The organism is Flammeovirgaceae bacterium, assembly GCA_015180985.1.
Taxonomy (GTDB): Bacteria; Bacteroidota; Bacteroidia; order Cytophagales; family Cyclobacteriaceae; genus UBA2336.
The window spans coordinates 1,550,419-1,566,670 of the sequence record CP054185.1 but is presented as its reverse complement, the minus strand read 5'-3'; the positions used below and the strand labels follow the sequence as shown (position 1 = coordinate 1,566,670).

Sequence of the window (16,252 nt, the reverse complement as noted above, 5' to 3'; positions counted from 1 at the left end):
GGTAGAAGAGTCCGGCTAAAATTTTTATCTTTCTTAACCTTTCCCGAAATCCCATGAATGAATTAACCGTCTTCAAGCATTTTGATGACCTGGATCAGGAATCGAAATACCTGGCGCATAAAGCGAAAGATGCCGCCCAGTTTGCACATGCCAGTTACTCCAAATTCTGTGTTGGCGCTGCCCTGGTGCTGGACGATGGAACCGTGGTAACCGGTGCCAATTATGAAAATGCATCCTATCCGCTAAGCATGTGTGCCGAGCGTGTTGCCTTGTATGCGGCTGCCGCGCAGTATCCGGATAAACGTGTAGTAAAACTGGTCGTGGTAGCGAAAAAGAAGGGCGGCAAAGACCTGGTACCGGCTACCTCATGCGGGGGTTGCCGGCAGGTTATCCTGGAATTTGAAACCAACCAGAAAAAACCCATTACGCTCATTATGCAAAATGAAGACCACCACTGGATAAAGGCCTCTTCAGCCGCTGATTTACTGCCTTACTCTTTTTCGAAACAAAACCTCGACAGCCACGGCAAAAAATGATTTTTAAGGAGTTCAGCACCTGATGAATTTTCGTTTATTTGCCCCCATGAAGGGCCTTAAAAACCTCACTATCGCGCAAGCCAGTCTACTGGCCGGTGTGGTTTTACTCGCGGTTATTGTTATACAGGTGTTCTGGATTCAGCATAAATTCTCGAACATCCTCGGTGTACAACAACAAATTGACTACACGCGCAACCTACAACTGCAGGTCCACCGGATTTTTCTCGATCGGAATACGGTTGATAAGAAAGCCCTTCTTACACAACTGGCTAAAACGGATAAAGCATTTGAGTTTTTAAAACAAGGCGGCCGCATTTCCGGGACTCAAACAATGTTGCCACCCATTCAGCGCCTGCCCGCCATTACGCTTGAACGGCTGCTGACTGATTGGACCATCTTTCAATCGCTTATTACCGCATCGCCCGACACCAGCCGGCTGGAAGCCCATACTACCCTGTTGCTCGAGTGGTTTGATAAACTAATTGCCGACTTTAGTTACGAAGAGAGCAAGCTGAAAAATACGGCTGCGTGGACTGTGAGTCTGACATTGATAACCGATGCCTTACTTATTGGCTGGCTCATAATCCTTATACGAAAAAGAATCGTTAAACCCCTGCGGTTACTGGCAACCAATACGGCCAGACACGAACACACCAACGGAATTCGCCACAATGAAATTGGTGCGGTAGCGCGCCAAATTAACGAAGTGGTTGAAAACCTGCGCGATGCCTCGGATTTTGTAAAGGAAATTGGCCAGGGAAACCTAACGAAAGATTACCGGGAACTGGAACCCGAATATCAACCGGGCAAAAACAACCTGGCCGATTCGCTTATTGCCATGCAACAAAAACTGCTGGCCATGAACGATGAGGAACAAAAACGCAAGTGGGCAAACGAAGGCCTTGCACGATTTGTTGATATCCTGCGCTCATCGGCCAGCAACCTCCACCAACTTGGCGATAGAATCATCTCGGCATTGGTGCACTACACCGGTTCCAACCAGGGCGGACTTTACGTATTAAATGAGGACGACCCCCAACACCACCACCTGGAGTTAATCTCACTGTTTGCCTTTAACATTAAAAAGCACCAGCAACAAAAAGTAAAGCCGGGCGAAGGATTATTGGGGCAGACCTATCTTGAAAAAGAAACCGTTTATCTGAAAGAACTGCCAGAAGATTATGTGCGCATCACCTCCGGTCTGGGCGATGCCAACCCAAAAACATTACTCATTGTTCCTTTAAAAGTTGATGATACTGTTTACGGCATGGTTGAACTCGCGTCATTCAGGGAGTATCACCCTCATGAAATTTCGTTTGTAGAAAAACTGGGCGAAACCATTGCCAGCACGCTGGCTTCCGTGAAAGCCGCACAAAACAACCGCAGGTTGCTGGAGGAGAGCCGCATGACCACCGAAGCCATGCGTGCACAAGAGGAGGAAATGCGCCAAAACATGGAAGAACTTACCGCCACCCAGGAAGAAATGCAGCGGGTAATGAAAGAAGCTCAGCAAAAAGAAACCTACCTGAGCAACCTGATGAACGCCACGACCGATGCCTTTGTAGCCATTGGCCTGGATTACCGGGTAGTGCTTCGCAATAATGCTCCGTTGTTTAATCAGTTTATCCGTTCGGGCATTCCTTATGAAAAAGGGTACTATGTGTTAAGCCTCTTTAAAGAAGAGGAGTTTGAGTACCACAAAGCGATATACGATAAGGTATTCAGCGGACAAACCCTGAGTGTGGAAAAAGAGTACTTTGGAAAACCTTACTCGGTTAATTACAAGCCCTTGCTGTCATCCACCGGTGAAATTATCGGGGCAGCCATTTACGCCCACGATTTGAGCGAACAGCAGGAGATGGAAAACCGGGTTAAAACCCTTGAACAGCAACTGGCAGCTGCCTCGGCCAAAACAAGCGATGAATCATTAACCGAGCTGGAACAACTGTTCCGGGTTAACCTCGAAGCCCTGGCAATTACCCGGGAAACCGTTAGGAATAAACATTCCTGAACAGACCCTGCCTGCCTATTGAAAATCAGGTTTTTCATCAAAATCCCACTTAAATCGCTAAATTTCAAGCCCTCAAAACTTTCCGAAGGATTGAGGTGGCTTTATTGAAACGTTTGATCCCGTGCTTTAAACACATGTAAGATTTTACAGGGAAACGGGAAGGCCGGCACTAACGGGTCAGCTATTTTTGAGGCCCTGTAACATAACCAAAGAACCTCTCCATGCAGGACATTGACATAGCCGATTTGAAACGGATTTCGGAGCTGATATACCAGAAATACAGCTACGATTTCCGCAATTATGCCATGTCGTCCTTTAAACGCAGGGTGCTGCGGATAATGGAATTAAAACGCCTTTCCGTTGAGGCCCTTATCCGCAAACTCACCGACTCCCCCGAATTCATTCACGAGTTTTTGGATGAACTCACTGTTAACGTAACCGAAATGTTTCGCGATCCGAGCTTCTGGCGGATTATGCGCGAAGAAATTATACCGGCCATCCTGCTCAACCACAAGCAATTTAAAATATGGCATGCGGGCTGTTCCTCTGGCGAGGAAGTCCTTTCAATGGCCATCCTCCTCAAGGAAATGGGTATCCACCAGGATGTGCAGCTATACGCTACCGACCTGGACACCAACATTCTTGAACGGGCAAAATCCGGCACCTGCTCCATAAAGAACATGGAGTTAAATGAGAAAAATTACATCCGCTTTCAGGGAGCAGGTTCACTAAAAGATTATTACCGCGAAGAAAACGGACAGGCCGTTTTTAATAAAGACCTGATGAGCAACGTAACCTTTCGCAAGCACGACCTGGTATTGGGCGAAGTTTTTAACAAGTTCGATTTGATTCTGTGCAGGAATGTGATGATCTATTTTAACCAGGCTTTGCAGAATGAAGTACTTAAAAAATTTCATGAAAGCTTATTTAAATACGGCTACCTCGCCATCGGGTCGAAAGAATCACTCATCTGGTGCGATTATGCCAACCGCTTTATTGTGGTAAATAATGAAGAAAAAATATATAAGAAAATAAAAGACTAACACGAAGGTGCTCGCGGCTCATGAACAAGTACAACCTAAATAACAGCTACAAGGCCGTTGTTATCGGTGGGTCGGCAGGCAGCTTTCAGGGCGTGGTTAAAATCCTCTCACAGTTGCCAAAAGGGTTTCCATTGCCTATCATCATGTGCCTGCACCGGCTTAAGCATGTGCGGCACGGTTTCGTTGAAGCGTTATCCTTAAAAAGTGTTGTGCAGGTAACAGAACCATACGATAAAGAAACTATAAAACGAGGCGGTGTTTACCTGGCTCCGGCAAACTATCACCTTTCGGTTGAGTTGGGCCATTACTTCGCACTCTCAACCGAGGAAATGATCAACAACTCACGGCCGGCCATTGATATCACCCTGGGAACCTGCGCCTATGTTTTCAAAGACAAACTCATCGGCATCCTGCTCTCAGGCGCGAACAAAGATGGCGCCCTGGGGATGAAGTATATTAAAGACAGGGGCGGGCTTACCATCGTACAGGAACCCTCCGAATGCATGATAGACACCATGCCTAAATCAGCCATGGCACTCACACAAATCGACCAGGTTTTAAAGGTCGATCAGATTGTTGATTTCTTTAAAGAACTTGATAAGCAATACCGGTAATGAAAATTAAAGCACGACATATCAGCATCACATTGGTAATCCTTTTTATGGCAGGAATTGTGTACTCATTTTTTACACTATTTCAATCGGAAGCGCAAGGCATACCAAACCGGTTTTATCTGTTGCTGGGCATCAGCATAATTTTGGGCACTGCCGCAATGATTGTGGCTTTAACCAACACCGAAGCCATGGTGGTGTACCGCGAAAAGAAAATTACTGAAAATCAGAAAAATCAGGAGAGCAAAGAATCAACCAAAAAATCCAATGCCGTTGAAGCGGTACGGGCGGCCATCAAATCAGCCCGCAATCCCGAAGATAGTATGCAAAGCGGGTTATCAGCTATCTGCAAACAATTGGAAGCCGGCCAGGGTGCTTTTTACCGTGTTGAGGCCCGTAACGATAAGAAAATAGCTCTATTGAAAGCCGGTTACGCCCTTACCTTAACAGAAGCAAACTCGGTGGAATACGAAGCAGGCGAAGGTTTAATCGGGCAGGCGGCCGTAACCGGCCAAACCGTATACCTGGACGAAATACCTGAAGGATATGTAAAAATTATTTCCGGATTGGGCAGTTCATCACCCCGGTATGTTTTGATAGTTGCAGCCAAAAAAAATGACACTATTACCGGGATTGTTGAAATAGCCTCGTTTACCCCGGTTACAGCCGAACAACGAAAATTTGTTGAAGAGGCTGCCGCCCAGATAGCAGAAAAATTAAGCAGTTAACGAATAACAGTGAAGAAGAACAACTATGCTGAAAGGAATTAAGGTTAGCACAAAAATTACCCTGTTGGTTATGCTTATTGCCATCGTTGCAGTGGGCACCATAGGCTTTTTCACTTTTGAATACAACCAGAAAGCCAGCCGCGATAAGTTTATGTACAGCCTGGCCGCCATAACCGACACGCGGGCCGAATATGTAGCTGCCTTTTTTACAAGGCAGGAAAGTGAATTAAAAAACCTGCAGCAGTCACCCCTGTTGAATGCATTCGACTCGCTGGAAGAAGGTAGCCGCTTTGGGTTTGAACAGTTTTACATCATATCTCCGGCCGGCACTGTTATCTATTCAACAGACGGAAACTATGAGCCGGGTAAATTATTCACCGATCCGGATGGATCAAGTTTTTCAAGCGCCCAGAAAGGCATCCATTTCTCCTCGGTATTCAAAGACAAAAATGGTTACTACCTGTTTGGCTTTGCGCCTGTAACCACAGCCGGTGGCGAACATTTTATGGTTGCCCGTATCAGCCTGAACCCACTTTACAAAACACTGGCCGGAACCAAAGGTATGGGCAACACAGGCGAAATCCTGCTGGTAAAACAGGATATCAGCAATAAAAAAATCCTGCTGGTCAGTCCGCTGCGCTTCGAACCCAACGCTGCCATTAAAATCTACAATCCCGATGACCCCTTTATACATGGCATTAATCGTATCCTGTCGGGCAGTGCAAATGCCACTACCATATCCGGAAAAGATTATCGGGGTGCGTCCGTTTACTATACGGGTAAAACACTGGCCCTGCCCGGTTGGGGCCTCATCGGCAAAATGGATATAGCCGAAGCCGATGGCAATACGGCCGGCTTATTCCGGATTTATCTGTATGCAGGCATCTGCATCGTATTGCTTACTACCCTGCTTACCATGCTGTTTGCCCGTTCGCTAACGCGCCCGCTTACCACCACTCGCACCCTGCTGGGCATGGTTGCTGAAGGGGTGCTGCCAGAAAACATTGAAGTAACCAGCCGTGATGAATTCGGTCAAATAACCGAAAAGGTCAATCACCTGGTAGAATCGCTCAAACAAAAAGCAGAGTTCACCCAGCGTATTGGCGAAGGGAAATTCGATACCCGGTTTGAGGCCGAAGGCGAAAACGACCTGCTTGGGCTGTCACTCATTACCATGCGCAACAACCTTATCGAAAATGAGAAACGCGATAACGAGCGCAACTGGATTGTGCGGGGCGTTGCCGAAATCAGTGAAATTCTCCGCCTGCACGATTCACTCGATACACTGGGTGATGACGTCATCCGGTTTATTCTTGAAAAAATTGGCGCTATTCAGGGCGCATTCTATGCGGTAAATGACGAAGGCAGCGAACGGCTTATCGAAATGCGCGCCAGCTATGCCTACGGGCGAAAAAAATACCTGCAAAAAAGTTTTCGTTTTGCCGAGGGATTGGTAGGGCAGGCTGCCATCGAAAAAGATACAGTTTTGCGCACCGAGATACCCAATGATTATGTAACCATTACTTCGGGCCTGCTGGGCGAACAACGACCGACCTGTATATTGATTGTGCCGCTTATCACCAACGAAGAAGTGTATGGCGTGCTGGAATTTGCCGGGCTGAAGCGCTTCAATCCCTCGCAGGTAAAATTTGTGGAGGAGCTCAGCTTAATCCTGGCACGCACCATCTTCAACATTAAGGTTAACGAACGCACCCGCAGGCTGCTCGAAGAATCGCAGGCCATGAGTAACGAACTGAAAGAAAAGCAGGAAGTACTCAGGCAAAATGCCGAAGAGATGCAGGCCACGCAGGAGGAACTGGAACGCACCAACCGCGAACTGGAGAACCAGGTTGAGGAAGTTAACCGCACGCAAAAGCGCATGCAGTTGCTGCTCGAAAATGCTTCGGAAGTCATCACCATTTACGAAGAAGACGAAACCATCCGGTATATCTCTCCTTCCGTAGAAACCATTCTCGGTTATGGTCAGAAAGAATTGATCGGCCGCAGCGACATGAACAACGTACATGCCGACCACCGCGAAATCTTTGATGGGCTGTTCCGGAAAATGAAAGAAAATCCGGATGAAAAAGTTACCGCACAGTTTGAGTACAAAACCAAAGACGGCAACTACATCTGGATTGAAGCCACCGGAACCAACTGCATGTCGAACCCGGCCATACACGGGTTCATCCTCAACTCGCGCGACATTACCGAACGCAGAAGAGCCGAACAGGAACAGCGCATGCGAAGCAAGATGCAGGCGCTTTCGGAAAACTCGCCCGACCTCATCACACGCCTTGAACAAGAGGCCATCTCGTATATTAACCCGGTTATCGAATCGTACACGGGCAAGAGCCCCAGCTTATTCCTGAACAGGAAAGTGCAGGACGTTGAACTTGACAAATCGGTACTTGAAACCTGGCTCCGGATTGTTGAACAGGTTAATTCAACCGAAAACACCGTAGCCACCGAAATGGATTTCCCTTCGGAGATGGGCAAACGCGTAATGCAGGTAAACGCCATTCCGGAGTTTGACGAAACGAATAAAGTAGAGTCCGTGCTGGTCGTGTCGCACGATATCACCGAACGGAAAATGATTGAACTTGAAATCCAGGCTAAAAACAAAAAGATCACCGAGAGCATTAATTACGCCAAGCGCATACAAACCGCAATCCTTCCAAACAACCGGGTTATTAACCGATCACTGCCAGACTCCTTTATACTATATAAACCGCGCGATGTGGTAAGCGGTGACTTCCCCTGGTACATGCAGGTTAAAGATGATATTTACATTGCTGCTGTGGATTGCACCGGCCACGGAGTACCGGGTGCATTACTTTCACTGATTGGGTACTTTCTGCTGAACGATATTGTGCGCAGCCGAAAAGTAACTGATCCGGGTGTTATTCTCGATTTACTGGATGAAGGTGTTACAAAAACGCTAAGACAGGATGAGGACGCTTCCACAAAAGACGGCATGGACATCGCCCTGTGTAAAATAAACATGAACACCCGCGAAGTGGAGTATGCCGGAGCACACCGCCCGTTGTACATTATGAAGGGTGGTGTTATGGACGAGGTTAAGGGCAATAAATTCCCGATAGGTGGCGGCATTTTTAAAAACCAAACCAACTTCACCAACACCAAAATCAAACTGGATAAAGGCGACTCCATTTATTTCAGTTCCGATGGCTTTCCCGACCAGTTTGGCGGGCCGGAGGGCCGCAAGTTTGGGCCTAAAAAAACCCGCGAAATCATCGAGCGGGTACACACCCTGCCCATGCGCGAAGCCTCCGTGATTTTCGAAACCGAATGGGAAGCCTGGCGGGGCGATACCCGGCAAACTGATGACGTACTGTTGATTGGAATAAAATTTTAGATGTATGAAAATTCCTCATTTTGAAGAAATAGCATAGCCGATATTGATGTAAAACTTAATAAATTCGAAACCTCAAATAAGCAACTGAAATGAATTTCATTTACGATCTGCACCGTACCATGATGTCGCAGAAACTGATTCTGGTGTACCAGGGCGATTTTACCCAGGAAACCACCAAATCCATACTGGCCATGGCCGAGCGCAACCTTGATTCTTCCGGAGAAGAATCAAGTATAAAGCGAAAAGTGTTCAATGTAATGGTGGAGTCCTTACAGAACATTGTTAAACACAGCGATGAACTGGTTGACGGCCAAACCCGAAGCCATGCCGCCATCTTCCTTATCGGTAAAGAAGCGAACCGCTACTCCATTATGAGCGGCAACCCCATCCGCAAAGTAAATGTTGACAAACTCAAAGGCGCCCTGGATAAAATCAACAGCCTGGATAAAGACGGCCTGAAGGATCTGTATAAAGAGATCATCAAGAATACAACCATCTCCGAAAAAGGGGGTGCAGGGCTTGGCTTTGTGGACATGGCCCGTAAATCAGGCGCCAAACTTGAATTCGCATTTCCGGAAATGAATGCCGAGTACTGCTTCTTTTGCCTGAAGGTAAACGTGCCACGCGAAGCTGGCGAAAATTAATGTTGAACGTTTTAAACTAATCACCATGGAAATATTAAATCTCGAAGGAACTGAAGATACCCCGAAAATCATCCTGGATAAAAAGAATGGCATCTTTGAAATATCAGGCCGTTCATTGCCCGAAGATTCAGCCGAGTTTTATCGCCCGGTACTGGAGTGGATTGGCAACTACGGATCGGATCCTAACCCTACTACCGACTTTGTATTTAAGCTGGAGTATTTTAACACCGCGTCATCCAAATTAATTCTGGATGTACTCTCCGCCCTGGAAGACATCAAAGGCATGAAAATACTGTGGTACTATCACGAAGACGATGAAGACATGGAAGAAGCCGGGCAGGAATTTTCTGAACTGGTTGAAATACCTTTTGAATTTAAAACATACTGAAACGAAAACCGGCAGCCCAAACCAATTCTATCCTGAATGAGTGAGGAAATTCTCAAGGCGCTAACCCAGCTTTTTGCCATTATTACCAAACAGGATGGCGGAGTAAGCGCTAATGAGCGCCAGTATGTAATTACTTTCTTCCAGACCGAACTGGACCAGGATTCGCTTAAGGAATACCTGGCACAGTACGATGAACAATCGGGATACGGCAAAACAACCGAAGGTGCCGCCAAACTCACCAGCGTAAAAGAATCAGTGCGCGTTTTGGGTATTTGTAAAAAAATCAACAAAACCCTTACCCAGAAACAAAAAGTTGTTGTACTGATAAAATTGCTGGAACTGGTTGCTACCGATAAAAACTTTTCGGCTCAGCGGATGGAAATCATAAATACAGTTTCAACTGTATTCAATATTGAGCCCGATGAGTATAAACTGATTGAAGATTTTATTACAGCAACAGAAGCCCGTTCACTTAACTATGCCGATATCCTTATCGGCAATAGCGAAGAAAAAGCCGAACCGGGTAAACTTCATAAGCACGTGCATATCCACCTAACCGGTGATCTGGTATGCATGCGCGTGCGCAGCGTTGATATGTACTTCGTAAAGTACGCTGGCGAAGAGTCAACACTGATGAACGGTTTCATTATGCAGCCCAACCGGGTGTACCTGTTTTCGCACGGCAGTACTATTAAAACCCAGGCAGGCGATGCGTTGTATTACAGCGACATCATTGCCGATTTTAATGAGGAAATAAAAACTACCAAGCTTTCGTTCAACGCAGTTATTGACGAGTTCCGCTTTCCCAACGGAACTGTTGGTTTGCGTGATGTAAAGGTTTCGGAAGGCCCCGGCCGCCTGATTGGCATTATGGGGGCCAGCGGTGCCGGCAAAACCACCCTGTTGAATGTAATGGCCGGACTTGCCAAACCATCAGTAGGCAAAATTCTCATCAACGGGTTTGACATTTTCGAAGAGAAAGAAAAAATACATGGTGTAATCGGGTACGTTTCGCAGGATGACCTGCTCATTGAAGAACTCACCGTTTACCAAAACCTGTACTACAACGCAAAACTTTGCTTCGCCCATTTCTCGGAAGAAGAAATCCATAAACGGGTAATGGAAGTACTCGAAAACCTGGGCCTCGATCAACGCAAGGACCTGAAAGTAGGCAACCCGCTCGAAAAGACCATCAGCGGTGGGCAGCGTAAACGACTCAACATAGCACTGGAACTGATTCGCGAACCGGCCATTCTCTTCCTCGATGAACCTACCTCCGGCCTCTCTTCGCGCGATTCGGAAAATGTAATTGACCTGCTCAAAGAGCTTTCACTAAAGGGCAAACTGATTTTCGTGGTAATCCATCAGCCGTCATCGGACATCTATAAAATGTTCGACAAGATGATTATTATGGATACCGGGGGCTACCCGGCCTATTACGGGCCTCCGGTTGAAGCGGTAACCTACTTCAAAAAATCAACCCTCCAGGTTGACAGCAACCGCGGCCAGTGCGAAACCTGTGGTAACGTTAACCCCGAGCAAATCTTCAACATCATCGAAGCGAAGGTGGTGGATGAATACGGCCAGCCCACCAACAAACGAAAGATTACCCCGGTACAATGGCACGAGTGGTATAAAGAGCGATTTAAACTCAGTAAGGTTGAGGATGTTAGAGAGGAACCACCGCACTCGTTAAATCTGCCCAACAAAATCAGGCAAACATTAATTTTCATTACCCGCGATACGCTTTCAAAACTCAGCAACAAGCAGTACCTGCTCATTAACATGCTGGAGGCTCCGCTGCTGGCGCTTATTCTTGCCTTCATCATCAAGTACAAAAGCGCACCTGGCGGAAAAGAGTACCTGTTCCGCTTTAACGACAATTTTCCGGCCTTTATACTGATGAGCATTGTAGTGGCCTTGTTTATGGGGTTAACCGTTAGCGCTGAAGAAATCATTCGCGATCGGAAAATACTTAAGCGTGAATCCTTTTTGAACCTGAGCTGGAACAGCTACCTGATGTCGAAACTCACCATCCTGTTTAGTCTTTCGGCCATTCAAACACTCACCTTTGTGCTCATTGGCCACCTGATACTGGAAGTAGAGTGGCGGATGATCCTGCCCTTCTGGGTTGTATTGTTCAGCGTTTCATGTATGGCCAATGTACTGGGCCTCAATATCTCCTCAGCTTTCAACTCTGCAGTTACGGTATATGTGATGATTCCGTTGCTGCTTATCCCGCAGATGATCTTGAGTGGATTACTGTTTCGCTTCGATAAGCTCAACAACATCATCAGCACAAAAGGCAAAGTGCCGCTGGTAGCTGACTTCATGGCATCGCGCTGGGCGTATGAGGCGTTGGCTGTTTATAATTTCATGAACAACTCGTACGAAAAACCCTACTACCCGTACGAAAAAATTGAATCGCAGGCCGACTTCCGGGCCTCTTTCCTGGCTGATGAGCTGGAGAAAAAACGCAAGTTCATTGCCGATAACATCCAGTCAAATGATGATTCGGTACGAAAACAAATGGCCAGAGACCTTGAAATCATCCGCAATACCTTAAAGGATGATTACTTTAAACGAGGGCTTGAACAGGTTAACCTGAATGAGCCCTGGACCCTTGAACTGTTTACACCAACCTTCAGCACCCTGTTGGAAGAATTTTTAATAGCCTATCGCAGGTTTTACCAGGATGCATACAACAAAGCCGTTGCCTACCGCGAACAAATCATCTTTAAAAAAGAAAACGAAAAAGGATCGGCTTACAACCTGAACGAGTACAAAAACCGGTATTACAACGAAAGCCTCGCTGATTTGGTAAAAAATGTTTCAACGAAAAACCGGATACTGGAGTATGATGGTCAACTCATCCAGGAAATCAACCCGATATTTCTAGATCCAAAACCGGCCGGCCTGTTGAACTACCGCACACATTTCTTCGCACCTAAAAAATATTTTCTCAATATCGAATTCAGCACGTTTGCTTTTAACCTGTTGGTGGTTTGGGCAATGGCTGTATTCTTTTATTTAACGTTATACTTTGAGTTACTCAGGAAATTTGTGAACCTGTTTGGAAAAGTGAATCTGCCGAAGAAAAAATAGCAGGCTTGTACTGTTTTGGTCAGGAATGCTGAATTTATAACTTTGTAACCGCTTAATTTTAGGCATTATGAAACTAATCAAATACACCCTAATCGCAGCCGTGTTAGCGGGTTGCGGGTCGGGCAAAAAGTCGGATGAACAGGCCTTTATGGAAAGCCTTGACTCAACCAAAATAACCGGCCCTTCCATTTCGGAAGCAGTTATCGGAGACATCCTGCAGCAGATACCCAGTCCGCTGGAGATTTCCGTTCTGCTGAAAGAATCAGGAAAAAAATATAACGTTAACTACCTGAATTCGGCCGACAACCTGCCTAAATACAACAGCAACTACAAAAAGGCGCTGAATCTTGGAATTTACGGTACCGATTTGGGATACACCAACATTTACGAGCAAAACCAGGATGGCGTGAAATACATGTCGGCCATTAAAAGCCTGGCCGATGGGCTCAATATTGGCCAGTTTTTTGACATTGAAACCATCGGCCGGCTGGCCACAAACAGCAAAAATCTGGACTCACTTTTGTTAATAACTACCCAGAACTTTAACAACATTAACCACTACCTGCAAACCCAGGGGCGGGCAAACCTGAGTGTTTTACTGCTTACGGGCGGATGGCTCGAAGCCATGCACATTACCTGTAACGTAGCAGCACAGGACCCCAACAACAAGGAGTTGCAGGAAAAAATAGGTGAACAGAAAGTTATTCTTGAAAATATTCTGCTGTTGCTGAGTTTCTACAAGGATATTGACCAGAATATGGCCGCACTGCTTACCGATATGGAAGAACTGAAAAAAGCCTTCGATAAGGTAAACATCACCTATACCTACAAAGAATCGACCTTTGAAGTGGTTAATGGTGTAATGGTGATTAAAGACAACAGCACCACCACCATTGATATTACCCCTGACGACATTACCAGCATCAGAACGATAACAGGATCAATCAGAAACAAGATTATTAGCTAAGATAACCGACAACCTATGAAACACGTAATCATTCTTGCTTTGTCGCTTTTTATAGTCTCAGCCGATGCCGCTGCACAGTGCAACTCCGAAAATCTTTCGAATCAGTGCATACCCAAGCTGGCATCCGGGTTTAACTTTTTAAAGAGCTACAAAATAGACGGCACAGGAGGATCAAAAGATAAAGTAGAATACTCCTATGTGTTCACCAAAGGAACACAGTACATGATAAACATTTGCGCCCCTTCCCAGCCGACCGATGGCATTGTGGTAACCCTGTATGACTCCAACCGGAATAAAGTAGCCACCAGTAAAATCAACGGACAGTACATTGCAGCCATTGCCTACCCCTGCAATGCCACCGGTATTTATTATATACAATATACGTTTGACGGCTCTACTTCGTATTGCGGAGGCAGCGCCCTCGGATTTAAGCGTTAACGGAAAAACAAACTTGCGAAAAACCCTGACCTGCAAAGGCCAGGGTTTTTTATTGCTTACCTTCACTGCATGAAAGAGCAGGTTATTCAATTTCAGTTTAAAGCGCGCTATTATATATCGGGTACACTGAACCAGCAAACCAAAAACGTGTGGTTTGTGCTTCATGGCTACGGTCAGCTGGCCCAGTACTTTATAAAAAAATTCAACGTGCTGGTGGACACCGAAACCTGTGTGATAGCGCCCGAAGGCTTGTCGCGGTTTTATGTTGAAGATTTGCCAACGCGTACACGCACCGGCAACAACCGGGTTGGCGCTACCTGGATGACACGGGAAGACAGGTTAACCGACATTGAAAATTACTGCGCATACCTTACCGCCATTTACAAAACCGAACTAGAAAAGTATCCTGCCGTTCGGGTAACCGTGCTCGGTTTTTCGCAAGGCGCTGCAACTGCAACACGCTGGGCGCTGGACAACCGGATCAACTTTCACCGGCTGATCCTGTGGTCAGGTATTTTGCCTCCCGACATGGATTTTGAAGCAGGAAAAAGAATCTTGACTGGCAAAGAGTTTTTGGTTGTTTATGGAAACAGCGATCCCTTTATTACCCCGGAACGGATGAGGGAAATGCAGGAGTTGACTCTGAAACTGGGCATCACACCGGAGCCAGTCATATTTACTGGTGGCCATGATATTGATGAAAGCACTTTGCTCCAACTCAAACATCTTTCTTAACCAAAGTAGCCGAGGCCTGGGCAGTCGGCAAAACAACCACATCGGCCAGCACCACATGAGGCGGGCGGGTTAGTGTAAAGAGAATTAACTCGGCAATGTCTTCGGGCTTTAGCGGTTCATAGCCTCCTTTCCCAGCAGAGTCTCCCTCCGGGGACTCTTCTATGTTGAAAGTCAAGTCCTGATGCACTAATTTTGTTATTGTTTTACCTGCGTGGCTGCGATTGGAAACCTCAGCGAACAAGCAGGGTTTACACTGAAAAAGATTTGGACTGTTAATAGGCAAAATTGGCAGTCCTTTCTTTTTTAGGAAAACCGAAAAAGAGTTTCCAACATAGCCCTGGCTTTACCCTTTACCAAGTATAAAATCAATCTTCTATAAGCAGTCATTCCTTTTCGGAAGCTGCACGATACCTTTTATATTTTTATAAAGGTGGGCTGTAATCTGCGGAAAGCAGTCACTCTGAAATCCAGAGGCTGCAAGAGTCCCCTTACATTGTGCCCACCGTTTATAACTTTTATATGGTTAAGCGGCTACGCCAAGTTCGTATTCCGTTTTGTTAATCAACACATAACGCAGTCGGCTCACCAACATCCGGGCAATACGAATGATGGCTTTATTACCCTTCATTCGGCTGCATAGTTGGTTATACTTCATAGTCAATGCCGGATCGGTACGTACTGCAACCCAGGCACTTTCGATGAAGCACTTCCTTAACGTTTTATTGCCTCGTTGTGTGATGTCGCCCACATGTTCACGGTCGCTCGATGAGGAAACATTGGGCACCAAGCCAATGTAGTTACATAATGAATCACGACTTTTAAATCGTTTGATATCTTCTAACTCAGTCAACACCATCATGGCTGTTAACCGGCCTATGCCAGGCACACTGATCAGCAGTTCTACCGGCTTAGCATATTTCTCTTCACCAGACAGAGTGTTTATCTGTTTGAGGATGGTAGTTAGTGTGCTTCTCCAGAATTCTGCTTCAGCCAGGTAAGTAGCTAATGTGTTGTTCCCACTTTTCCCGATGTCCACTTTCTTAAGCCACTCCATGAATCGCTTAGACCAATGTGTGCCCGACCTGGTGAATTGTTCGGGGTAATTAATCCCAAAATAACTCAATAAGGCTTTGATGCGATTACGACATCGTGTTTGATTGCCTACAATCCGCTGACGAGCCCGTAACAGGCTGCGGTCTTGCTGACAATTTTTGCTGGGTACATAGATGGCCTCCAGCTCACCACTTTTTAACGACCTGGCAATTTTTCGACTGTCTAAGGGATCGCGTTTTTGTTTTTTCTCTTTGTCTTTGGTCGGCACATCGGCTGCATGAACAACCATGCAGTTAACGCCACTTGCCTGCAGTCTTTCTTGCAACCAAAATCCTGAATACCCAGCTTCATAAGCAGCATGGTAGGTTGCACCCGGAAAATTCCGATTTAGATATTTTACCAACACATCGACATCCGGAGGCTGACTAAAAGTTTTAAGATGCAAATTCTCGCCCATGATGGTTACCGTGATCTGTTTCTTGTGCGTGTCTAAACCAACGTAAATGTTTTGTCCACTGAAATCCAATTTTTTGTTAACTTGTTTTTGCATAAGCCTCGAGTGTTTTGTTTTAATACAATAACTTATTAAAGTTAGTACACTGGGGCTTATGCTC

General features: G+C 46.1%; 14 protein-coding genes. 12 read left to right on the top strand and 2 right to left on the bottom strand.

Translation table 11 applies throughout. From position 1 onward, the window contains the following. Positions 1–53: 53 nt before the first annotated feature. From HRU69_07435 to HRU69_07380, 12 genes are all read left to right on the top strand, one after another. Positions 54–536: a cytidine deaminase gene (locus HRU69_07435; protein QOI97331.1), complete on the top strand. Its 483-nt coding sequence runs from the start codon at positions 54–56 to the stop codon at positions 534–536. A 46-nt stretch (positions 537–582) separates the two neighbouring features. Then, positions 583–2,547 (top strand): GAF domain-containing protein, encoded by a 1,965-nt coding sequence (locus tag HRU69_07430; GenBank protein QOI97330.1) that lies wholly within the window; start codon positions 583–585, stop codon positions 2,545–2,547. 221 nt (positions 2,548–2,768) lie between these two features. Further along, complete coding sequence (locus tag HRU69_07425; protein QOI97329.1) at positions 2,769–3,590, top strand: protein-glutamate O-methyltransferase CheR; 822 nt, start codon at positions 2,769–2,771, stop codon at positions 3,588–3,590. A gap of 20 nt (positions 3,591–3,610) precedes the next feature. Next, the gene (locus HRU69_07420) at positions 3,611–4,204 is read left to right on the top strand and encodes a chemotaxis protein CheB (protein ID QOI97328.1); all 594 of its coding nucleotides are present in this window, start codon (positions 3,611–3,613) and stop codon (positions 4,202–4,204) included. Beyond that, the gene (locus HRU69_07415; GenBank protein ID QOI97327.1) at positions 4,204–4,929 is read left to right on the top strand and encodes a GAF domain-containing protein; all 726 of its coding nucleotides are present in this window, start codon (positions 4,204–4,206) and stop codon (positions 4,927–4,929) included. Before HRU69_07420 ends, HRU69_07415 begins: the two co-directional genes overlap by 1 nt. 25 nt (positions 4,930–4,954) lie before the next feature. Next, positions 4,955–8,308: a PAS domain S-box protein gene (locus HRU69_07410; GenBank protein ID QOI97326.1), complete on the top strand. Its 3,354-nt coding sequence runs from the start codon at positions 4,955–4,957 to the stop codon at positions 8,306–8,308. 89 nt (positions 8,309–8,397) lie between these two features. After that, positions 8,398–8,952, top strand: a complete 555-nt coding sequence (locus HRU69_07405; protein ID QOI97325.1) for a hypothetical protein — start codon at positions 8,398–8,400, stop codon at positions 8,950–8,952. Positions 8,953–8,977: 25 nt separating this feature from the next. After that, positions 8,978–9,340, top strand: coding sequence for a DUF1987 domain-containing protein (locus HRU69_07400; protein QOI97324.1), 363 nt, complete (start codon positions 8,978–8,980; stop codon positions 9,338–9,340). A 36-nt stretch (positions 9,341–9,376) separates the two neighbouring features. Next, entirely contained in the window at positions 9,377–12,445 is a 3,069-nt protein-coding gene (locus HRU69_07395; GenBank protein QOI97323.1) for an ATP-binding cassette domain-containing protein, read from the top strand. A gap of 67 nt (positions 12,446–12,512) precedes the next feature. Beyond that, complete coding sequence (locus HRU69_07390; protein ID QOI97322.1) at positions 12,513–13,412, top strand: hypothetical protein; 900 nt, start codon at positions 12,513–12,515, stop codon at positions 13,410–13,412. 15 nt (positions 13,413–13,427) lie between these two features. Beyond that, entirely contained in the window at positions 13,428–13,850 is a 423-nt protein-coding gene (locus tag HRU69_07385; protein ID QOI97321.1) for a hypothetical protein, read from the top strand. 69 nt (positions 13,851–13,919) lie between these two features. Continuing rightward, entirely contained in the window at positions 13,920–14,585 is a 666-nt protein-coding gene (locus HRU69_07380; GenBank protein ID QOI97320.1) for a hypothetical protein, read from the top strand. Here the strand turns inward: HRU69_07380 and HRU69_07375 are convergent. Both HRU69_07375 and HRU69_07370 read right to left on the bottom strand, forming a co-directional pair. Further along, entirely contained in the window at positions 14,569–14,760 is a 192-nt protein-coding gene (locus HRU69_07375) for a hypothetical protein (protein ID QOI97319.1), read from the bottom strand. The two genes, HRU69_07380 and HRU69_07375, sit on opposite strands and share 17 nt — an antisense overlap. Positions 14,761–15,108: 348 nt before the next feature. Then, on the bottom strand, positions 15,109–16,188 hold the full coding sequence (locus HRU69_07370) for an IS110 family transposase (protein ID QOI97318.1): 1,080 nt from the start codon (positions 16,186–16,188) through the stop codon (positions 15,109–15,111). Positions 16,189–16,252 lie beyond the last annotated feature (64 nt).